This window comes from Azoarcus sp. KH32C, assembly GCF_000349945.1.
In the GTDB taxonomy this organism is placed as follows: Bacteria; Pseudomonadota; Gammaproteobacteria; order Burkholderiales; family Rhodocyclaceae; genus Aromatoleum.
In genome coordinates, this window is record NC_020516.1 from 743,454 (window position 1) to 762,700 (window position 19,247).

The 19,247-nt window shown below is 66.4% G+C and carries 20 protein-coding genes; 9 read left to right on the plus strand and 11 right to left on the minus strand.

Translation table 11 applies throughout. The features are described from left to right. Positions 1 to 41: 41 nt before the first annotated feature. The 7 genes from AZKH_RS03300 to AZKH_RS03330 form a co-directional block, all read right to left on the minus strand. The gene (locus AZKH_RS03300) at positions 42 to 776 is read right to left on the minus strand and encodes a type III pantothenate kinase (protein ID WP_015434321.1); all 735 of its coding nucleotides are present in this window, start codon (positions 774 to 776) and stop codon (positions 42 to 44) included. Next, positions 773 to 1,582, minus strand: a complete 810-nt coding sequence (locus AZKH_RS03305) for a biotin--[acetyl-CoA-carboxylase] ligase (protein WP_041655863.1) — start codon at positions 1,580 to 1,582, stop codon at positions 773 to 775. Before AZKH_RS03305 ends, AZKH_RS03300 begins: the two co-directional genes overlap by 4 nt. Positions 1,583 to 1,670: 88 nt before the next feature. Beyond that, on the minus strand, positions 1,671 to 3,104 hold the full coding sequence (ntrC, locus tag AZKH_RS03310) for a nitrogen regulation protein NR(I) (RefSeq protein WP_041655865.1): 1,434 nt from the start codon (positions 3,102 to 3,104) through the stop codon (positions 1,671 to 1,673). A gap of 43 nt (positions 3,105 to 3,147) precedes the next feature. Further along, complete coding sequence (gene glnL, locus AZKH_RS03315; RefSeq protein ID WP_015434324.1) at positions 3,148 to 4,221, minus strand: nitrogen regulation protein NR(II); 1,074 nt, start codon at positions 4,219 to 4,221, stop codon at positions 3,148 to 3,150. A gap of 61 nt (positions 4,222 to 4,282) precedes the next feature. Next, positions 4,283 to 4,762, minus strand: coding sequence for a DUF4124 domain-containing protein (locus AZKH_RS03320; RefSeq protein WP_015434325.1), 480 nt, complete (start codon positions 4,760 to 4,762; stop codon positions 4,283 to 4,285). A 120-nt stretch (positions 4,763 to 4,882) separates the two neighbouring features. Then, positions 4,883 to 6,292 carry a type I glutamate--ammonia ligase gene (gene glnA / locus AZKH_RS03325; RefSeq protein ID WP_015434326.1) on the minus strand — a complete coding sequence of 470 codons (1,410 nt, stop codon included), beginning with the start codon at positions 6,290 to 6,292 and terminating at the stop codon, positions 4,883 to 4,885. Positions 6,293 to 6,574: 282 nt separating this feature from the next. Next, positions 6,575 to 7,753, minus strand: coding sequence for a cation diffusion facilitator family transporter (locus tag AZKH_RS03330; protein ID WP_041655866.1), 1,179 nt, complete (start codon positions 7,751 to 7,753; stop codon positions 6,575 to 6,577). A 54-nt stretch (positions 7,754 to 7,807) separates the two neighbouring features. Between AZKH_RS03330 and AZKH_RS03335 the strand changes: the two genes are divergently transcribed. The 6 genes from AZKH_RS03335 (at position 7,808) to AZKH_RS03360 (ending at position 12,464) form a co-directional block, all read left to right on the plus strand. Next, positions 7,808 to 8,260, plus strand: a complete 453-nt coding sequence (locus AZKH_RS03335; RefSeq protein WP_041655868.1) for a rhodanese-like domain-containing protein — start codon at positions 7,808 to 7,810, stop codon at positions 8,258 to 8,260. A 53-nt stretch (positions 8,261 to 8,313) separates the two neighbouring features. Then, positions 8,314 to 9,414, plus strand: a complete 1,101-nt coding sequence (gene nadA, locus AZKH_RS03340; RefSeq protein ID WP_015434329.1) for a quinolinate synthase NadA — start codon at positions 8,314 to 8,316, stop codon at positions 9,412 to 9,414. Positions 9,415 to 9,436: 22 nt separating this feature from the next. Then, positions 9,437 to 10,183 carry an endonuclease/exonuclease/phosphatase family protein gene (locus tag AZKH_RS03345; RefSeq protein ID WP_015434330.1) on the plus strand — a complete coding sequence of 249 codons (747 nt, stop codon included), beginning with the start codon at positions 9,437 to 9,439 and terminating at the stop codon, positions 10,181 to 10,183. After that, positions 10,180 to 11,337: a cardiolipin synthase ClsB gene (gene clsB, locus AZKH_RS03350; protein WP_015434331.1), complete on the plus strand. Its 1,158-nt coding sequence runs from the start codon at positions 10,180 to 10,182 to the stop codon at positions 11,335 to 11,337. The genes AZKH_RS03345 and clsB overlap by 4 nt, the downstream gene beginning before the upstream one ends. Before the next feature lie 99 nt (positions 11,338 to 11,436). Beyond that, the gene (locus AZKH_RS03355; protein WP_015434332.1) at positions 11,437 to 11,670 is read left to right on the plus strand and encodes a DUF2789 domain-containing protein; all 234 of its coding nucleotides are present in this window, start codon (positions 11,437 to 11,439) and stop codon (positions 11,668 to 11,670) included. A gap of 83 nt (positions 11,671 to 11,753) precedes the next feature. Beyond that, positions 11,754 to 12,464, plus strand: coding sequence for an SDR family oxidoreductase (locus AZKH_RS03360; RefSeq protein ID WP_015434333.1), 711 nt, complete (start codon positions 11,754 to 11,756; stop codon positions 12,462 to 12,464). A 7-nt stretch (positions 12,465 to 12,471) separates the two neighbouring features. Here AZKH_RS03360 and gluQRS read toward each other — a convergent pair whose 3' ends face one another. Together gluQRS and AZKH_RS03370 are read right to left on the minus strand one after the other, a co-directional pair. Then, positions 12,472 to 13,392 (minus strand): tRNA glutamyl-Q(34) synthetase GluQRS, encoded by a 921-nt coding sequence (gene gluQRS, locus AZKH_RS03365; protein ID WP_015434334.1) that lies wholly within the window; start codon positions 13,390 to 13,392, stop codon positions 12,472 to 12,474. After that, complete coding sequence (locus AZKH_RS03370) at positions 13,389 to 14,279, minus strand: ChbG/HpnK family deacetylase (protein ID WP_051071730.1); 891 nt, start codon at positions 14,277 to 14,279, stop codon at positions 13,389 to 13,391. Before AZKH_RS03370 ends, gluQRS begins: the two co-directional genes overlap by 4 nt. A 95-nt stretch (positions 14,280 to 14,374) precedes the next feature. Here AZKH_RS03370 and AZKH_RS03375 point away from each other — a divergent pair, with 95 nt between their 5' ends. Genes AZKH_RS03375 through AZKH_RS03385 form a run of 3 tightly spaced genes read left to right on the plus strand, consistent with a single transcriptional unit; the run spans position 14,375 to position 17,417 of the window. Next, positions 14,375 to 15,373 (plus strand): glycosyltransferase family 2 protein, encoded by a 999-nt coding sequence (locus AZKH_RS03375; RefSeq protein WP_015434336.1) that lies wholly within the window; start codon positions 14,375 to 14,377, stop codon positions 15,371 to 15,373. Next, positions 15,370 to 17,019 (plus strand): glycosyltransferase family 39 protein, encoded by a 1,650-nt coding sequence (locus tag AZKH_RS03380; RefSeq protein WP_015434337.1) that lies wholly within the window; start codon positions 15,370 to 15,372, stop codon positions 17,017 to 17,019. The genes AZKH_RS03375 and AZKH_RS03380 overlap by 4 nt, the downstream gene beginning before the upstream one ends. Continuing rightward, positions 17,016 to 17,417 (plus strand): GtrA family protein, encoded by a 402-nt coding sequence (locus AZKH_RS03385; protein WP_015434338.1) that lies wholly within the window; start codon positions 17,016 to 17,018, stop codon positions 17,415 to 17,417. Before AZKH_RS03380 ends, AZKH_RS03385 begins: the two co-directional genes overlap by 4 nt. An 84-nt stretch (positions 17,418 to 17,501) precedes the next feature. Here AZKH_RS03385 and ychF read toward each other — a convergent pair whose 3' ends face one another. Together ychF and pth are read right to left on the minus strand one after the other, a co-directional pair. Further along, the gene (ychF, locus tag AZKH_RS03390; protein WP_015434339.1) at positions 17,502 to 18,593 is read right to left on the minus strand and encodes a redox-regulated ATPase YchF; all 1,092 of its coding nucleotides are present in this window, start codon (positions 18,591 to 18,593) and stop codon (positions 17,502 to 17,504) included. Next, positions 18,590 to 19,210, minus strand: a complete 621-nt coding sequence (gene pth / locus AZKH_RS03395) for an aminoacyl-tRNA hydrolase (RefSeq protein WP_015434340.1) — start codon at positions 19,208 to 19,210, stop codon at positions 18,590 to 18,592. The genes ychF and pth overlap by 4 nt, the downstream gene beginning before the upstream one ends. Between the last annotated feature and the right edge of the window lie 37 nt (positions 19,211 to 19,247).

Here is a 19,247-nt window from a genome sequence, read left to right on the forward strand (position 1 = left end):
TCTTCCTCTTTTAGTTGTGGAGATGATGCCGGCTGATTATCTTAGCGAATTGGGGGCGGCTCCGTCGCGGCGATCGCCGCGAGCCCTTTGAGTACGAGGTTGTCGATGCGTCGTAGTGGGACGTTCAGGAGGCCGGCGAGCGCGTCGGCTCCTCCGCCGCTCAACAGGCAGCAGGCATCGGCTTGGTCGGCGACGTGACGGAACATGCGCTCGATCGCGCCTGCCTGCGCGTTGAGGCAGCCGGAGGCGATCGCGTCGGCAGTGTTGCGGGGCGTCGCGGTGTACCGGCCCTCCGAGAAGGGCAGTTGTGCCGTGTTGCCGGCGAGCGAACGGCGCATCAGCCGTTCGCCCGGAAGGATGATACCGCCGCGAAAATGGCCGTCCGCATCGAGCACGTCGACGGTGGTCGCGGTGCCGGCATTGACGACGAGGCCGGCGCCCGCGTGCTGCGCGCGTGCGCCGATCAGGGCCGCCCAGCGGTCGCAGCCGAGTTGTCTCGGGTTGTCGTAGGCGTTGATGACGCCGCAGGATTGCGCAGACGACTGCAGCCACTGCGGGGGAGGTGCGAGGCCGTCCAGCGCGTCGGCGATGGCGGCGGCGACCTGCGGGCCGGCGACGTTGGCGCCGAAGATCCGGGTGACGCCGGGATGTGCGGCCGCGATTGCGCGCAATTCCCCTACCGCGCCGTGCGCCAGTGCGTCGTTCGCGAGCCATGTATCGCCGTCGAGCACCGCCCACTTGATACGCGTGTTGCCGGCGTCGATCAGCAGGATCACTGGACAGCCCTCAGCGACACTTCGCCGGACAGGATCCGCGCGACGCCCTTCTCGTTACGGACCAACAGGGCGCCGTCCTCATCGACCCCGATGCACACGCCGACGACATCCACGCCTTCGCCGCTGATCCGTACGGGCAGATCCGCAAATGCGTTGCGCTGCTGCCAGGCCCCGCGTAGTGCCGTGAAGCCGGCAGCAGCGTAGGTGTCGAACAGCAGGTGGAGCTCGGTCAGCACCGCAGCGAGGAGCGCTTCCGGAGAGGGGGACGGGTCGAGATGGCGTGCGAGATCGGTGACCGCCGGCTGGTCCGGAATCTGTGCCTCGTCGGGGAGGCGCAGGTTGATACCGATGCCGACGACGGCGGCAGGCGTGCGGCCGCGGCCCGGCTGCAGTTCGACGAGAATGCCCGCGAGCTTGCTGCCGTTGACGAGGACGTCATTCGGCCATTTCAGCTGCAGACCCTGCAGTCCGAGCTTTTCAAGGGCGCGTACGACGGCGAGACCGGCGACGAGCGACAGGCCCGCGGGGACCGGCGCGCCGGGGGCGAAGCGCCACAGGCTCGAAAACGTCAGACTGCCGCCGCTCCAGGACTGCCATTGCCGGCCGCGACGGCCACGGCCGGCGGTCTGACGCTCGGCGACCACCACGTGCACGCGGCCATCATCCGCAGGTGGTGCGTCCATCAACTGGCTATTGGTCGAGGCGCATTCGGCCAGTACTTGCAGGGCGAATTCACGGCCCAATGGACCGAGATGCCGCAGAATCGCATCGGCAGACAATGAGCTGTTGGAGGAGGTTGAATCCACGCCGGACTTTCCCGTGTCGGAGGCTGAAAGCCGGCATTATCCGACATTGCACGCCTATGCACGAGCATGGTGCGCAGGCGTGGGGCAATCATGACGAGGAATGGCGTCCGGCGTCTGCCGAGGAAGCCCGTTCGTCGTCCATGCCCAGTTCCTGGATCTTGCGCGTGATCGTGTTGCGGCCGATGCCCAGGAGTTGCGCCGCCTCGATGCGTCGTCCCCCGGTCGCGCTGAGGGCGCGGCGAATCAGCGTTCGCTCGAACTCTCGCGTCAGGCGATCGAAGACCTCGCCGGGCGCGGTCGCGATCATGCGGTCGGTCTCGAGCGCGAGGCCCTCGGACCAACTGATCGGCATCTCGCGATCCGGTTGGTCGCGCATGTCGGGCGGCAGGTCGGGGATCTCGACGGTCTGCCCGGGTGCCATCACCGTGAGCCAGTGGCAGAGGTTCTCGAGTTGACGGACGTTGCCGGGGAAGGGCTGGGCCTGCAGATACTTGATGGCCGCGTCGGACATGCGCTTCGGCTCGACGCCCAATTCCTGGGCGCTGCGTTGCAGGAAGTGGCGCACGAGGATGGGGATGTCTTCGTGGCGCTCGCGCAGCGGTGGCAGGCGCAGCCGGATGACGTTGAGGCGATGGAAGAGGTCCTCGCGGAAGAGTCCCTGGCGGACGCGATCTTCGAGGTTCTGGTGGGTGGCGGCGATGACGCGCACGTTGGCGCGAATCGGTTGCTGACCGCCGACCCGGTAGAAGTGATTGTCCGAGAGCACTCGCAGCAGGCGGGTCTGCAGCTCGGCCGGCATGTCGCCGATCTCGTCGAGGAAGAGCGTGCCGCCTTCGGCCTGCTCGAAGCGGCCTCGCCGTTGTGCGGCGGCACCGGTGAAGGCTCCGCGTTCGTGACCGAAGAGTTCGGATTCGAGGAGGTCGCGCGGGATCGCAGCGGTGTTGATCGCGATGAAGGGCGCGTCGCGCCGGGGGCTGTGACGATGCAGGGCGCGCGCGACCAGTTCCTTGCCCGAGCCCGATTCGCCGTTGATCAGGACCGTGGCATGGGACTGGGCCAGCCGGCCGATCGCGCGGAAGACTTCCTGCATCGCCGGCGCCTGGCCGAGGATCTCCGGAGTGAGCGCGGTCTCCTCTGGTGCACCTGTTTGGTGCGCGCTTTGCGCAATCGCGCGCTGAACCAGTGCGACGGCCTGGTCGACGTCGAAGGGTTTGGGCAGGTATTCGAAGGCCCCGCCCTGGAAGGCGGACACGGCGCTCTCCAAGTCGGAATAGGCGGTCATGATGATGACCGGCAGTTGCGGGTGCAGCGTCTTGACCCGTTTGAGCAGGCCCAGGCCCGATTCGCCGGGCATCCGAATGTCTGAAATCAACACCTTGGGCGGATGCGTCTCGACTTCGAGCGCGGCAAGGGCCTCGTTTGCCGACGAGAAACTGCGGTGGGGGATGTCCTCACGGCTGAGCGCTTTTTCGAGCACCCAGCGGATGGAACGGTCATCATCAACGATCCAGACGGTGTTCATCTTATGCACTATGTTGGTGCGACCTCGCCTGGCTCTGTTGGGGTCATGCGCGGTCGATTATCGGTAGCAGGATGGTGAAGCAGGTGTATCCCTTGCGGCTCTCCACGTCGATCATGCCCTGATGCTGCTCGATGAAGCTTTGGGCCAGCGACAGCCCGAGCCCGCTTCCGCCTTCGCGGCCCGATACGAGCGGATAGAAGATCTTGTCGCGAATCTCATCCGGAATGCCGGGGCCGTTGTCGATGACTTGCAATTCCAATGCCAGTTTGAAGCGGCGCTTGGCGAGCGTCACCTGGCGGGCGACGCGGGTGCGCAGCTGGATCTCGCCGCGGCCTTCCATCGCCTGGGCGGCATTGCGCGCAATGTTGAGGATCGCCTGGATCATCTGCTCGCGGTCCGCAGTCAGATCCGGGAGGCTCGTGTCATAGTCGCGACGGATTTTCAGGTCGGGAAACTCGGCGAGGATCAGCCGGCGCACGCGCTCGAGGACGTCGTGGATGTTGAGCTGGCCGGGGCGCATCATGCAGTGCGAGGTGAGCAGGCGGTTCATCAGGTCCTGCAGGCGGTCGGCTTCGGCGATGATGACTTGGGTATATTCGCGCAGCTGCGGGTCGGCGAGTTCGCGTTCGAGGAGCTGGGCGGAGCCGCGGATGCCGCCGAGCGGGTTCTTGATCTCGTGGGCGAGATTGCGGATGAGTTCGCGGTTGGCCTGTTGTTGCTGCAGCAGCTGTTCTTCGCGAGCGACCCTGAGTTGGGCGTCGATCGGGCGGAATTCCAGCAGCAGGCTCACGCCGGCCGCTTCGGCCGGACTGACGATGCAGTCGAGGCGTAGCGGTTCGCCGTTCGGACGCGGGATTTTCAGGTCCTGCCCGGTGTAGCTCCAGTTGGTGTTGAGGGCGTTGTTCAGCGCCGCGGACAGGCCGGGCGGATCGCCGAGCAGCTGCGACAGCGGGGCGCCGAGCAGTCGGCGATGGCTCACCGCGAAGAGGTTTTCCGCGCCGGCATTGAGGTAGCGGATCGAAAGGGCCTCGTCGACCAGCACGACGGCGGACGAGAGCAGGTCCAGGCCGGCGAAGGGGCCCTGAAAGCCGGGGGTCTTGGGTGTTGTAGTTGGCATAAGCGTGCTCGAGGATTCCTGTCGCGGGTCTCGCAAAAAGCACGCCAGTCGGTGTGCGTCCTTACCTCAAGTTGCCAATTTCCTTTTTCAGCGCCTCGATGTTGCGCATGTGCGTGTCGACCTTGTCCTGTCGTTCCTGGATGCGGGCCTGCGCGACGGGGAGCTTGCGCTGTGCCAGCGTGAATTGCGCTTCCTGTTCGGCCAGTGCTTTCTGCGCTTCGGCGAGCGCCGCCTCCTCGGTGGCGAGTTCCTTCTCGAGCACCTGGCGGCGCGTGTCGTCGCGGCTGCGCTGGTCTTCGGGAGCGACGCGGGGGAAGTTCGACGGCGTGGATTGCGAAGGCGCTGCGCCGTTCGTCCGCTTGGCGGGCGCCGGCACCGACGAGACCGGCAGGTCTTCGCTCAACTGCTTGCAGCCCCGCCCGGCGCTGCGATCGTTGGTGTAGGTGATCGCGCCGTTGGCATCAACGCACTTGAATACCTGAGCCTGCGCGAGCGGAGCCGTCAGCAGGGTCAGCAGTACCGGAAAGATTCTCTTGTCCATCGAATGGGTCTCAGGGATTCCCGCGGGCCGCCGGGGTGTCGCACGGCTCGATGGCGATTAGACCGCATAAAAAAGGGACGGGCAATGCCCGTCCCTCCTTATTCCAGCGTAATCTTGAGATTACAGGCTGTAGTACATGTCGAATTCGACCGGATGCGTCGTGATGCGCATGCGGTCGACTTCAGCCGACTTCAGGCTGATGTAGGCGTCGAGGAAGTCGTTCGAGAACACGCCGCCGCGGGTCAGGAACTCGCGATCCTTGTCGAGGTACTCGAGCGCCTGCTCGAGGCTGGTGCAGACGGTCGGGATCTTTGCATCCTCTTCCGGCGGCAGGTCGTACAGGTTCTTGTCGGCCGGGTCGCCCGGGTGGATCTTGTTCTGGATGCCGTCCAGACCGGCCATCATCAGTGCGGAGAAGCACAGGTACGGGTTGGCCAGGGGATCCGGGAAGCGCGATTCGATACGGCGGCCCTTCGGGTTGGCGACGTACGGGATGCGGATCGAGGCCGAACGGTTACGAGCCGAGTAAGCCAGCTTGGTCGGGGCTTCGTAGTGCGGCACGAGGCGCTTGTACGAGTTGGTGCCCGGGTTGGTGATCGCGTTCAGCGCGCGGGCGTGCTTGATGATGCCGCCGATGTAGTACAGCGCGAGTTCCGACAGGCCGGCGTAGCCGTTGCCCGCGAACAGGTTCTGGCCGTCCTTCCAGATCGACTGGTGGACGTGCATGCCCGAGCCGTTGTCGCCGACGATCGGCTTCGGCATGAAGGTGGCGGTCTTGCCGTACTGGTGCGCGACGTTGTGCACGATGTACTTGAGGACCTGGGTCCAGTCGGCGCGCTTGGTGAGCGTGCTGAACTTGGTGCCGATTTCGCACTGGCCGGCGTTCGCCACTTCGTGGTGGTGCACTTCGACCGGCACGCCAGCGGCCTCGAGAGCGAGGCACATCGCGGCGCGCACGTCGTTCAGGCTGTCGACCGGGGGAACCGGGAAGTAGCCGCCCTTGACGCGCGGACGGTGGCCGGTATTGCCGCCTTCAAACTTGTCGGCGGTCGACCACGCGGCTTCTTCCGAGATGATCTTGCTGTACACGCCCGACATGTCGATGTTCCACTCGACAGAGTCGAAGATGAAGAATTCGGGTTCCGGGCCGAAAAAGGCGGTGTCGCCCAGGCCGGTGCTCTTCAGGTAGGCTTCGGCGCGCTTGGCGATCGAGCGCGGGTCGCGGTCGTAGCCCTTGCCGTCCGACGGTTCGATGACGTCGCAGGTCAGCACCAGGGTGGTTTCGTCGAAGAACGGGTCGATGTAGGCGGTACCCGCTTCCGGCATCAGGATCATGTCGGACGCCTGGATGCCCTTCCAGCCGGCGATCGAAGAGCCGTCGAAGGGGTGGCCGTGCTCGAAGTGCTCTTCTTCGAAGGCGGAAACCGGCAGACCGACGTGCTGCTCCTTGCCCATGGTATCGGTAAAGCGCAGGTCAACGAAGCGGACTTCGTTTTCCTGAATCATCTTCATGACGTCTTGAGCGTTCATATTCACTCCTGGTGCTCCTGGTGAGAAGAGACGATAGCGGTTGATAACGGGGGATATTTCCGTTGCGCCGAAGTAAGCAGCATCCATGCCATGCTTTTTCAGTGTGCCGGGCATTGTGCCACAAGCTTGCACGTGTCGTAGCGCAGGAATGAAGTCTTGTTTGCGCGAAATGACTTGGATGATTTCCTGGGTTTTTGGCCGTTTGAGCCACGTCCTGGAGGCGGCTTCGCGCTGACAACACCGATGCACAAAACAGGTGCATTGCCGTTGTTGGATGCACTGTTATGGGGCGATCTCGCTAAGCACGGTGATCGCCCGATACTGGGGCTGGTCCGCCAGAAAGCCCTCGATGCGCCTGCGCAGCTGCGACCGGTCTATGCCTGCAAGATCCCGTTCGGTCAGGAGGACTTGGACTTCGAGGTGCTCGCCGAGGTAATGGATCAGCACGCGAGGGGGGGCAGGGAGCTGGCCCTCGAAGAGGTGTCCAAGCGTGCGCACTATTTCGGTGCGTTCCGGCAGTTGCAGGGTCGGCATCTTGTGCTGAGGGTCGTCGTTTTCGGCATCGACATGCACTAGAAAGTCCTCGACCTCGGGGTGCGCGCGGCGCACGCGCAGGTAGACGGTGTCGGAGATCTGATGCCCTTCCGAAACGGTGATGTGGGGATCGACCTGAATGTGGGCGTCGCACAGTACGCGGTCGGCCATCCGGCGGGTGCGCAGGTCGTGCAGCCCGACGACGCCGGGCGTGTTGCGGATGGTCTCGCGGATGCGGGCGACCTCGACTTCGGAGAGGCCGGTATCGATGAGCTCGCGCGCCGCCTTCCACAAGACGCGGATGCCCATGTGGAGGATCAGGAAGCCGACCAGCGCGGCGGCGAGGGGCTCGAGGAAGCGGTAGCCGGCGAGGCTGCCGCCGATGCCGGCGGCGACGACGAGTGACGAGGCGGCGTCGGAGCGCGCGTGCCAGGCGCTCGCTTCGAGCAGTGGGGCCTTGAGGCGGCGACCGGCCGCTCGGGTGTAATGGAAGAGGCCCTCCTTGCCGGCAAGCGTCACGAGGGCCATCCAGAAGGCGATCGGCAGCAGCGGCGGGGCCGCATCCATGTGCTGCAGACGCATGCCCGAGCTCCATAGAAATCCCATGCCCACGCCCGATATGACCAAACCCAGGATGAGGGATGCAATTGTTTCTATGCGGCCGTGTCCATAGGGATGTTCGCGGTCGGCGGGCTCGGCTCCGCGCCGGCCGGCGACCAGTACCAGCAGGTCGGTCGCGAGATCGGCGAAGGTGTGCATCGAGTCGGCGACGAGACTGAAGGCGTTCGCGTACAGGCCGATGGTGATCTGGCCGATCGTGAGGACCGCATTGGTCGCAGCCGCCACGAGTGCCGCCCGGCGGATGCCGTGGGCACGCGTGGCGTCGTCCGGGCGTCGGCTGCCCGCGGATGCAGTTGGGTGGTCCATGGTCTGAGCGATATACTCCATGTTCGTTTAACCGATTCTATCCGGATGGCTGCGATGGGAAAATTGACCGATTTGCTGAGGCTGGCACAGCAGCGAGGGCAGGAGATGCAGTTGCCCTATGCGGGCGCGCTGACGCCGGCCGAGGCGCATGAGGTGATCCAGCTCGCGCCGGGGGCCAAACTGGTCGATGTGCGGACCCGCGCAGAGTGGGATTGGGTCGGTCGCGTGCCGGGTGCCGTCGAGATCGAGTGGATGAGCTATCCGGGCAACCAGCCGAATCCGCATTTCGTGGCGCAGCTGAAGCGCGAAGTCGATCCGGAGGCGCTGGTGATGTTCATGTGCCGCTCGGGTGCGCGCTCGGACAAGGCCGCGCGGGCTGCCACGGAAGCCGGCTATCCGGCCTGCTATAACGTGCTGGAAGGCTTCGAGGGCGACCGCGATGCCAACGGCCAGCGCAATCGCATCGGCGGCTGGCGGCATGCCGGGCTGCCCTGGCATCAGGGTTGAAAACGCTTCCCTGCCGACCCATCTATCAATCGAATCATCGAGTAAAGGCAACGATGCAAACCGCGACCATCAGCTTCGACCGCTTCAACGCCCTGAAGGACGAGGAGGCCCAGGAGCGCATTCGCGCCGCGCGCGCCCGGCTGGGCGAGCGGGCGGTTCTGTTGTGCCATCACTATCAGCGTGCCGACGTCTATCAGCATGCCGACCTGACCGGCGACTCGCTGAAGCTGTCGCGGCTCGCGTCGCAGACGGACGCCGAGTTCATCGTGTTCTGCGGGGTGCATTTCATGGCCGAGGTCGCGGACATCATGTCGCAGCCCCACCAGAAGGCGATCCTGCCCGACCTCGCAGCGGGCTGTTCGATGGCGGACATGGCGAACCTCGCGAAGGTCGAGCGCTGCTGGCGCGAACTCGCGGAGGTGCTGGACCGCCCCGACGAGTTGATCACGCCGGTCACCTATATCAACTCGGCGGCCGATCTGAAGGCTTTCTGCGGCGAGCACGGCGGCATCGTGTGCACCTCGACCAACGCGCCGGTGATCCTCGACTGGGCGTTCGCGCAGCGCGAGAAGGTGCTGTTCTTCCCTGACCAGCACCTGGGGCGCTGGACGGGCTACAAGAAGGGCATTCCGGTCGAGCAGATGGTGGTGTGGGACCCGGACCTCGAATATGGCGGCCTGACGCCGGAGCAGATCCGCAACGCAAAGATCCTGCTGTGGAAGGGGCACTGCTCGGTGCACCAGATGTTCCAGGAAAACCACATCCGCCGCTGGCGCATGCAGCATCCGGAAGGGCTCGTGATCTCGCACCCGGAGAGCAGCCTCGAGGTGTGCATGAATTCGGATTACGTCGGCTCGACCGAATACATCATCAACGTCATCAAGGCCGGGGCGCCGAATACCCGTTGGCTGGTCGGCACGGAACTGAACCTCGTCAACCGTCTGGCGGAGGAGATGAAGCCCGAAGGCAAGATCGTCCAGTTCATGGCGCCGACCGTGTGCATGTGCTCGACGATGCAGCGCATCGATCCGCAGCATCTCGCCTGGACGCTCGAGAACCTGGCCGACGGCAACGTCGTCAATCACATCCAGGTACCGCCGCATGAGGCCGAATTGGCGAAGGTGGCGCTGGACCGGATGCTGGCGGTGTCGTAACACGAGGTGCGGAGGCCTGGCGATGACCCTGAGCGTCTGCACCTACAACATTCACAAGGGCTTCTCGCAGTTCAATCGCCGCATGGTGATCCACGAACTGCGGGACCGCCTGCGCGTGCTCGACGTCGATCTCGTGTTCCTGCAGGAGGTGCAGGGCCTGCACCTGCAGCACGAGGCGCGGCATGCCGACTGGCCCGTGCCGCCGCAGCACGAATTCCTCGCGCAAGGGGTATGGCAGCAGGCGGCCTATGGCGGCAATGCGCTGTACGAGCACGGCCATCACGGCAATGCGATCCTGAGCCGGTATCCGATCCTGTCCGCGAGCAATCAGGATGTCTCCGATCACCGCTTCGAACGGCGAGGGCTGTTGCATTGCGTGGTGGAGGTGCCGGGGATCGCGAAGCCGGTGCATTGCGTCTGCGCGCACCTCGGGCTGATGGCGGGCAGCCGGCGGCGCCAGATGGAGGCGCTCGCCGACCGCATGGAGCGGCTCGCGGACGGCGCGCCGCTGATCATCGCGGGTGACTTCAACGACTGGCGCAATCGCGCGGACGACGTGCTGGTCAGCCGGCTGGGATTGCGCGATGCCTTCGATACCGGGCGCGGACGGCCGCCGCGCAGTTTTCCGAGCAGTGTGCCGCTGTTTCGTCTCGACCGCATCTACGTGCGGGGCTTCGAGGTGAGAAACGCGAAGGTTCATTCCGGATTGCCTTGGTCGCGGATCTCGGACCACGCGGCGCTGACGGCGGAGCTGGAGCCGTACGGGTGAGCGGCTTCGTTGGTGGAAACCGGATTACCCTGCTGGAAAATGGGGCGGCGTACTTTCCTGCGTTGGAGCAGGCGATCGACGCGGCCCAGTGCGAGATCTTTCTCGAGACCTATATCTTCGAGAACGACGCGACGGGACGGGCGATCGCGGCGGCCCTCAGACGCGCGGCGCGGCGCGGCGTAGCCGTGCGAGTGCTGGTCGACGGTTTCGGCGGCCGCAGTTTCGTGCGCGAGCAGATGGCCGGTCTGGGTGACGACGGTGTCGCCGTGATGATCTACCGCCGCGAACTGCGCATCTTTTCGCTGCGCCGCCACCGCCTGCGCCGCATGCATCGCAAGCTCGCGGTGATCGACGGGGCGGTCGCTTTCGTCGGCGGGATCAACATCATCGACGACCGTTATCCGGAAGGCACCGTCAATCCGCGCTTCGACTACGCGGTGAGGATCGAGGGCCCTTTGCTCGGCCCGATCCTGGAGTCGATGCACCGCCTGTGGCGTCTGGTGACCTGGGCCAGCATGCGTCGGCGCGACCCCTTGCCGCTGCTCGCACCGGCGCGCACGGAGCCGGTCGGGGAAGTGCGGGCGGCCTTCGTGATCCGGGACAATCTTCGCCATCGCCGCGATATCGAGGATGCCTATCTCGCCGCTGTGGACGCGGCGCGGCGCGAGGTCGTGATCGCCTGCGCCTATTTTTTTCCCGGACGGCGCTTCCGCCAAGCGCTGGTCGACGCCGCCGAGCGGGGCGTGCGGGTGATCCTGCTGCTGCAGGGACTTTCCGATCATCCGATGCAGTCCTACGCGACGCGTGCGTTGTACCCCTTCTTTCTCGAGCACAACATCCGCCTGTTCGAGTACCACCAAAGCTATCTGCATGCGAAGGTCGCGGTGGTCGATGGAATGTGGACGACGGTGGGGTCGAGCAATATCGACCCGTTCAGCCTGTTGATGGCGCGCGAGGCGAACGTCGTGATCGAGGACCGGGTGTTCGCGGGACAGCTGCGCGACGGTCTACGGCGCGCGTGCTCCGTCGGGGCGAAGGAGTTGCGGCGCAAGGACTGGCACCGCCTGCCGCGCCTGCGCCGCGCGGCGAGCTGGCTTGCCTATCAGCTCGTGCGCCTGGCGATCGGCGTCGCGGGATACGGCCGCAAGCACTGAGCGTCCGGCTGAACTTCCGGCCCGGGAGCGTGTTCTATAGTGGTTGTGCGGCACCGCGATCGCGGTGTTGCTGCCACCGGAACGTCAAGGAGACTCGCCATGGAACTACCGCTCCATTCGATGGGTAACTTGTTCGCCCAGTTGGGACTGCCGTCGGACGAGGCCGCCATCGACGGCTTCATCGCGGCGCATGCGCCATTGTCGGACGGAATGCCCTTGGCGAGCGCGCCCTTCTGGTCGCCCGCGCAAGCGCGCTTTCTGCGTGAGGAAATTCTTGAGGACGCCGACTGGGCGGAGGTGATCGACCAGTTGAATGTCCGTTTGCATTCCTGAGCGCCTCGACACGAAGGCGGGGCGGGAGGCCGGCGCCGCGTGCGTGCGGCCGGCGGCACGCGCAGCTCTCTTGGGGGCGCATCATGGAAAGCAGAAGCATCTCGGTCATTACAGGGGCAAGTCGCGGCCTCGGCCGTGCCGCCGCCCAGCGGCTGGCGACGATGGAGGGGCAACTCGTCATCGCCACGGCGCGCAACGTCTCGGATCTGGCGCCCTTGTGTTCCAAGCTCGGAATGAGCGGGCACGAGGTCGAAACCCATCAACTGGACGTGACCGACGACGCGTCCGCGCGTGGCTTGCGCGACTGGATCGCCGAGCGTTTCGGGCGCGTCGACGTCCTGATCAACAACGCGGGCGTGCTGCTCGACCGGTACTCCACGAGTGTGCTGGAGTTGCCGCTGGACGTGTTGCGCAAGACCTTCGAGACCAACCTGCTCGGGGCGCTGCGGGTGACGCAGGCGCTGGTGCCGTTGATGCGCACGAGCCGCGCCGGGCGCGTCGTCAATCTCGCGTCGGAAATGGGCGCACTCGCGGAGATGGAGGCGGGCGCACCCGCTTACCGGATGTCCAAGACGGCGCTGAACGCGCTGACGCGGATCCTCGCCGACGAACTCGCGGGGACGTCGATCAAGGTCAATTCCGCGTGTCCGGGCTGGTGCCGGACCGACCTGGGCGGAGTCGAGGCGCCCCGCTCGGCCGAGGAAGGCATCGACACGGTAATATGGCTTGCGACCTTGCCGGCGGACGGTCCGACGGGCGGCTTCTTCCACGACCGCAAGCCGATCCCCTGGTAGCCTCGGATCAGCTCGCCGCCGCTTGGGCGGGAGGCAGCGCGCAGAGCTGTCGCGGCACGCAAGCGAGCGACCAGTGGGCGCGGGCCCAGGCCCAGATCTCATCGCGTGACGCGCGCGCCAAATCGGCGGGCGGTTCCTGTCCGAGGAAGGCGAGGGCCGCGGCGAGCGAGGGTGTCGGGGCGTGATCGTCGAGCGGCGCTGCGAGCGTCTGCTTGGAGAGTTTTTCGCCGGCCGCGTTGACGACGACGGGCAGGTGGGCGTAGCCCGGTGTCGGCACGCCGAGCAGGTGCTGCAGGTGGATCTGGCGCCCCGTCGAGCCCAGCAGGTCGGCGCCGCGCACGATGTCGGTGACGCCGGCCGCGGCGTCGTCGACGACGACGGCGAGCTGGTAGGCGAATTGACCGTCGCCGCGCAGCACGACGAAGTCGCCGACCTCGCTGCCCAGGTCTTCGCGCTGCGGGCCCTGGATACGATCGACGAAGGCGACCGTCCCTTCCGCGCGGACCCGCCAGGCATGCGGGGCACGCCCGGGAGGGAGGCCGTTGCGGCAGGTGCCGGGGTAGATTCGCGAACCGTCGCGCGCGAGGGTCGAATCGGCGAGTTCGCGGCGCGTGCAGGCACACGCGAAGACGTGGCCGGCAGCCTGCAATTGTTCGAACGCCTGCCGATAGGCGTCGAGCCGCCCGCTTTGCCAGACGATGTCCCCATCCCATTCGAAGCCGAAGCGCGCCAGCGTCGCGATGATGCCGTCGGCTGCACCGGGGGTCGTGCGGGGCGCGTCGACGTCCTCGATGCGCAGTAGCCAGCGTCCGCCGTGCGCGCGGGCTTCGAGGAAACTGCCGACTGCGGCGACGAGCGAGCCGAAATGGAGCGGCCCGGTTGGCGACGGGGCGAAGCGTCCGACGTAGGGGCGGGACGCGATGCTCATGGCGCGATGGCGGCGAAGTCGGTGAAGCGCGCGGGCCGCAGGCCGGCCGCCGCGAGGTCTTCCGCGTAATCCGCGGATGCGAGATAGGCGAGTTCGGTCTCGCGTGGTGTCGTGAGGGGGTCGCAGGCGCGCAGTTCGGCGTCGACCCGGCCCGGATGGACGTGGACGAGGGGGTGCGGCCCGGCGTTCGCGAGGAAGGCGCGCATCAGCGTACGGAACGGTATCCGCCCGGAGAAATCGTGCAGGCCGGCGAAGCCGTCGTTGGCGGGCAGTGCATGCCGGCGCAGCAGGCGGCGCAGGCCCAGTCCGAGCGTCGAGATCAGCAGCGCCTTGGGCAGGGCGATCCCTCGACGCAGGCTGCGGACGGGCGCCTCGACACAGTCGCGCACCCAGATGCGACGTGCCGGGTAGCGGCGCAGCATCTCATCGACGAGCGCCTCCCGGATTACCGGGAAGACGTGGGCGTGCTGGTGGCCGTCGACGTAATCGGGAGGGGCCCCCCAGACGTCTTCGAAGGCGTCGAGTTGGGCCCGGATCTCGTCGCGGATGGCGTCGGCTGGGAGGGCGCGTGCCAGGGCGCGCGGAAGGAGCTGTCCCAGCGCGGGAAGGCGCCCGTCGTGGGCCAGTCCACGCGCGACGGTGAGCGGTTTGTGGTCGGTGAAGGTCAGGTGCAGGCCAACGTCGGCCGGCGTCTGGCGCAGCACGGTGCGCAATTGGGGCGCGTGGCGCCGCCAATCGGGGAGCGGTGTCATGCAGCTCGTGGCCGACAGCCGGCCGCGCGCGATCAGTTCGGCGATCGCTTCGCTGACGCCGCCCGCGATGCCGAAATCGTCGGCGCAGACGATCACGGGACGGGGGGCTGCGGAAGACTTAACAATTTCTGGCATGGTGTTGTGGTCAAAGGGGTGCGCGGTCAACGCGGCGAGGGGGATTTTCGTTTACTCTCCGGCGCTTCCGCCGATTTTCTTCAAAACGGATCACCGTGTCTTCCTCCCTTTCGAACGCCGCACCCACTGTCACACCGCTGCGCAACAGCCGGCCACTCCTGTCCGTGGTGATTCCGCTCTACAACGAGAGCGGCTCCCTGGACGCGCTGCACACGCGCCTGCAGGCCGTGATCGCCCAGCTGCCCGTTTCGGGCCACGAGATCGTGTTCGTCGATGACGGTAGTCGCGACACGACCTACGCCGAAGCGAGTGCGCTGTGCGCGGTCGACCCGGCCTTGCGGGCGATCCGCTTCGCGCGCAACTTCGGCAAGGAGGCGGCGATGGCGGCGGGGCTGCGCGCGGCGCGCGGCGACATTGTGGTGCTGATGGACGGCGACCTGCAGCATCCGCCCGAGCTGATCCCCGAGATGGTCGCACGCTGGCAGCAGGGCGCGAAGATGGTGACCGCGGTGCGCCGTTCGCGCGACACCGATCCCTGGCTGCGGCGCCAGCTGTCGCGGGGCTTCTACGGCCTCTTCAAGCGCGTCTCGGAAGTCGCGCTCGCCGAAGGGGGCGGGGACTTCCGGCTCTTCGACCGGGCCGTCGTCGACGCGATCAACAGCCTGCCGGAGCGCACGCGCTTCATGAAGGGCATCACGAGCTGGGTCGGCTTCCGTCAGGAAGAGATCGATTTCGAGCCCGCCGAGCGGGCGGCGGGCGCTTCGGCGTGGTCGCTGCTGCGGCTGCTGCGCTACGCCATCGACGGACTGTCGGCCTTCAGCACGTTGCCGCTGCGCGTGTGGTCCCTGATGGGCATCATGATTTCGGCGATCTCCGTCCTGTACGGCGGCTTTCTCGTCGTGCGCACGGCGATCTTCGGTATCGACGTGCCCGGCTACGCGTCGATCATCGTCTCGGTGCTGTTCCTGTCGGGCATCCAGCTGATCAGCCTCGGCGTGCTCGGCGAGTACGTCGGGCGCATCTTCACCGAGGTCAAGGGACGGCCCCTGTATCTTGTCGCGGAGCGTCTGGGCTTCGACGAGGACAAGAAGTGAACGCGCCGACCAAGGTTTCGGGCGACGCTCCGGCGGTCGCCGGCCTCTCGATCGCGCCGCTGTGGGCGCGGCGTGCGGCGTGGCTGCTCCTCGCGCTCGTCGGTGTGTTCATCCTCTACAGCTTCGGCCAGCATGGCATCAGCAATGACGAGGAGGTTCAGCACGTCTATGGTCGGCTCCTCGTCGATTTCTACGGCTCGGGCTTCGCCGACCGCGCCGCCTTCCAGTACAAGAACCTGTACCTCTACGGCGGGCTCTTCGACCTGATCGCGGCAACGCTCGAAAAGCTCGTGCCGATGAACGTGTGGGACCTGCGCCACCTGTTGTCGGCCGGGTTCGGGCTGCTCGGGCTAGTCGGCACCTGGCTCCTCGCACGCCTGCTGGCGGGGGAATGGGCGGGCCTGCTGGCGCTGCTGCTGCTGTCGATCACCGGCGCGTGGTCGGGGGCGATGTTTACGCACACGAAGGACGTGCCCTTCGCGACGACGATGGTGTGGGCCCTGTATTTCACGACGCGCTTCGCCGCGACGCTGCCGCGCTGGCGTGCGAGCGACCTTGTCGGTCTGGGCGTTGCAATCGGCTGTGCGTTCGGGCTGCGCGTCGGCGCGGTGTTCGCGGTGTTCTACCTCGGCTGCGCCGTGCTCGCCGGCGCATGGCTGCACGGGATCGACCTGCGCTCGCGTCTTGCCGTCCTCGGACGTGCGGTGCTCGCGCTGCTGCCGGCCGCGGTGCTCGCCTTTGCACTGATGGGCTTCTTCTGGCCGTGGGCCGTGCTGTCGACCGGCAACCTCGTGAAGGCGATGACGACCTTCTCGCATTTCTCCTTCGATCTCTACACGATCGTGAACGGCGTCGTGATGAAGAACGGGGAGGTGCCGGGCACCTACCTGCTGACGTATCTCCTGATCCGTCTGCCCGAGCTTTTCCTGCTCGGCGTCGCGCTGGCGCTGCTCGGTGGTCTGCGAGCCCTTCCGGAGGTAGTCGCCACGTCCGACGGGCGCGAGCGGGCGCTGCGCTGGTTGCCGGTGGCGCTGGCCGCGTTCTTTCCGCTCGCCTACACGCTGCTGGCGGCGCCGCCGCTCTACAACGGCATCCGTCACTTCACCTTCCTGCTGCCGCCGCTGGCCGTGGTCGGCGGGGCGGGGCTATACGGTGCATGGCAGCACGCCGCGCGCTGGCCGCGTGCGCGCCTCGCTGCAGCCGCGGCCTGCGCGCTGCTCGTCGCCGGCCAGGTCGTGACCCTCGCGCGCCTGCATCCCTATGAATACATCGCATACAACGGCTTCATCGGCGGCGTGCGAGGCAGTGAGGGGCGCTGGGAGCTGGACTACTGGGGTGACAGCCTCCGGCCGGCAGCGGCGCTTCTGAACGCCTACGTCGCCGCGGAAGGGCCGGCGGCGCGCACCTACACGGTTGCGGTCTGTGCCGAGTCGGTGCAGGGCAGTGCCTGGCTCGCTCCGGGGCTCGAAGTGACGCGCGATTGGCGTGTCGCGGACTTCTTCCTGTCGCCGACGCAAATGGACTGCCATACGGCGGTGAAGGGGCGGATCATCGGCGAAATCGCGCGCGAAGGCGTGACGCTCGCGATCGTGCGCGACCGGAGGATGCTCGAAGGGGCCGATCGCGACCCGCGGATCCCGAAATGAGCGATACGAGCCATTTCGCGCGCTTTCTGCGGTTTGCCGCCGTTGGCGCGGTCGGGACCGTCGCGCACTACGCGCTGCTGCTGGCGCTGGTCGAAGGGGCTCACGTGGATCCGATCGCCGGATCGGTGGCGGGCTTCCTGCTCGGGGCGCTCGTCAATTACACGCTGAACCGCACGCTCGTGTTCCGCTCCGACCGCGCCCACGTCGAGGCGCTCCCGCGCTTCCTCGCCGTCGCCGGCATGGGGCTGTGCTGGAATGCGCTGCTGATGTACCTGTTGGTCGATTGGATCGGCCTGTACTACTTCCTCGCGCAGATGCTGACGACGGCGATCCTGCTCTGCTGGCACTATGTCGGCAACGCCCTATGGACTTTCCGCAAGCGCATCGCGCACGAGTGACGCCCGATCATCCGGCTTGTGAGCAGACGTGAAAAGGCCCCGCGGGCAGGTCGCAGGCGGGGCCTTTGCTGATGGACGCTGCGCTTAGACGTTGAACAGGAAGTTCAGCACATCTCCGTCGCGCACGACGTATTCCTTGCCTTCGGCGCGCATCTTGCCGGCTTCCTTCGCGCCCGCTTCGCCCTTGAAGGCGATGAAGTCTTCGTAGGCGATGGTCTGCGCGCGGATGAAACCGCGTTCGAAGTCGGTGTGGATCACGCCGGCCGCCTGTGGGGCGGTGTCGCCGACGTGGATCGTCCAGGCGCGTACTTCCTTCACACCGGCAGTGAAGTAGGTCTGCAGGCCCAGCAGTGTGTAGCCGGCGCGGATCAGGCGGTCGAGGCCGGGCTCTTCGAGGCCCATCGACTCGAGGAAGTCCTTCTTGTCGGCGTCGTCGAGGTCGGCGATCTCGGCTTCGATCGCGGCGCACAGCGCGACGACCTGCGCGCCTTCGGCGGCGGCGTGGGCGCGCACGGCATCCAGGTGCGGGTTGTTCGCGAAGCCGTCTTCGGCGACGTTCGCAGCGTACAGCACCGGTTTGGCGGTGATCAGGCAGAAGGGCTTGATCGCGGCCCATTCTTCCTTGCTGAAGTCGAGCGCGCGCACCGGCTTCGCTTCGTTCAACTGGGCGAGGCACTTCTCGAGCACCGCGACAAGGATCTTGGCTTCCTTGTCGCCCGCGGCAGCAGGGCGCTTGTAGCGGTTGACGGCCTTTTCGACGGTCGCCATGTCGGCGAGCGCGAGTTCGGTGTCGATGACTTCGATGTCGCGGATCGGATCGACGTTGCCCGACACATGGACGACGTTGTCGTCAGCGAAGCAACGCACGACGTGGACGATCGCGTCGGTCTCGCGGATGTTTGCGAGGAACTGGTTGCCCAAGCCTTCACCCTTCGAGGCGCCGGCGACGAGGCCGGCGATGTCGACGAACTCGACGATCGCGGGCTGGATCTTCTGCGGCTTGACGATCTCGGACAGCGCGGCGAGGCGCGGGTCCGGCACTTCGACGATGCCGACGTTGGGCTCGATCGTGCAGAAGGGGTAGTTGGCCGCTTCGATGCCGGCCTTCGTCAGGGCGTTGAAGAGGGTCGACTTGCCGACATTGGGCAGGCCGACGATTCCGCATTTGAGGCTCATGGGCGCGATTCGTCCTTGGGTTTGGCCGGCTTCGGCGCGGCCGGGCGGGCATTGAGTCGGTTGGTGGCGGTGGTCCAGTCGCCGCGCGCAATCTGCGGCCAGGCGGCGAGGGCGCGGTCGATCGCTTCGTCGATCAGGACCTGTTCCTCACGGCGTGCCGGTTTGAGCACGAAATTGACCACTTCGTTGCGGTCGCCCGGATGGCCGATGCCGATCCGTAGGCGCCAGTAGTCGTTGGTGTTCAGGTGGGCCGAGGTGTCTTTCAGGCCATTGTGGCCGCCGAGGCCGCCGCCAAATTTCAGGCGCAGCTGACCTGGGGGGATGTCGAGTTCGTCATGGACGACGAGGATCTCGGCCGGAGTGATGCGGTAGAAACGCGCCAGCGAGCCGATGGCCTGGCCGGAGCGGTTCATGTAGGTCTGAGGCATGAGCAGCCACACGCCGGCATCGCGTGCGTTGGCCACCAGACCGTGAAAGCGGGACTCGTGGTTGAAGCGCACGCCGAGCTTGTCGGCGAGACGCTCACAAAACCAAAACCCGGCGTTGTGCCGGGTTTCGGTGTATTCGCCGCCGGGATTGCCGAGGCCGACGATGAGGCGCGGTGCGGCAGCGGTCATCGTTCAGCCTCCTCCTGCGTCACGGCGAACTGGGCCT

Bases quoted from the DNA above. Each gene is read 5' to 3' on its own strand.
- AZKH_RS03360 (WP_015434333.1), top strand. From the start codon at position 11,754: ATGGAAAGCAGAAGCATCTCGGTCATTACAGGGGCAAGTCGCGGCCTC.
- ychF (WP_015434339.1), bottom strand. From the start codon at position 18,593: ATGAGCCTCAAATGCGGAATCGTCGGCCTGCCCAATGTCGGCAAGTCG.
- AZKH_RS03370 (WP_051071730.1), bottom strand. From the start codon at position 14,279: ATGCCAGAAATTGTTAAGTCTTCCGCAGCCCCCCGTCCCGTGATCGTC.
- AZKH_RS03345 (WP_015434330.1), top strand. From the start codon at position 9,437: ATGACCCTGAGCGTCTGCACCTACAACATTCACAAGGGCTTCTCGCAG.
- AZKH_RS03355 (WP_015434332.1), top strand. From the start codon at position 11,437: ATGGAACTACCGCTCCATTCGATGGGTAACTTGTTCGCCCAGTTGGGA.
- nadA (WP_015434329.1), top strand. From the start codon at position 8,314: ATGCAAACCGCGACCATCAGCTTCGACCGCTTCAACGCCCTGAAGGAC.
- AZKH_RS03385 (WP_015434338.1), top strand. From the start codon at position 17,016: ATGAGCGATACGAGCCATTTCGCGCGCTTTCTGCGGTTTGCCGCCGTT.
- AZKH_RS03335 (WP_041655868.1), top strand. From the start codon at position 7,808: ATGGGAAAATTGACCGATTTGCTGAGGCTGGCACAGCAGCGAGGGCAG.
- pth (WP_015434340.1), bottom strand. From the start codon at position 19,210: ATGACCGCTGCCGCACCGCGCCTCATCGTCGGCCTCGGCAATCCCGGC.
- glnA (WP_015434326.1), bottom strand. From the start codon at position 6,292: ATGAACGCTCAAGACGTCATGAAGATGATTCAGGAAAACGAAGTCCGC.
- AZKH_RS03330 (WP_041655866.1), bottom strand. From the start codon at position 7,753: ATGGACCACCCAACTGCATCCGCGGGCAGCCGACGCCCGGACGACGCC.
- ntrC (WP_041655865.1), bottom strand. From the start codon at position 3,104: ATGAACACCGTCTGGATCGTTGATGATGACCGTTCCATCCGCTGGGTG.
- AZKH_RS03320 (WP_015434325.1), bottom strand. From the start codon at position 4,762: ATGGACAAGAGAATCTTTCCGGTACTGCTGACCCTGCTGACGGCTCCG.
- gluQRS (WP_015434334.1), bottom strand. From the start codon at position 13,392: ATGAGCATCGCGTCCCGCCCCTACGTCGGACGCTTCGCCCCGTCGCCA.
- glnL (WP_015434324.1), bottom strand. From the start codon at position 4,221: ATGCCAACTACAACACCCAAGACCCCCGGCTTTCAGGGCCCCTTCGCC.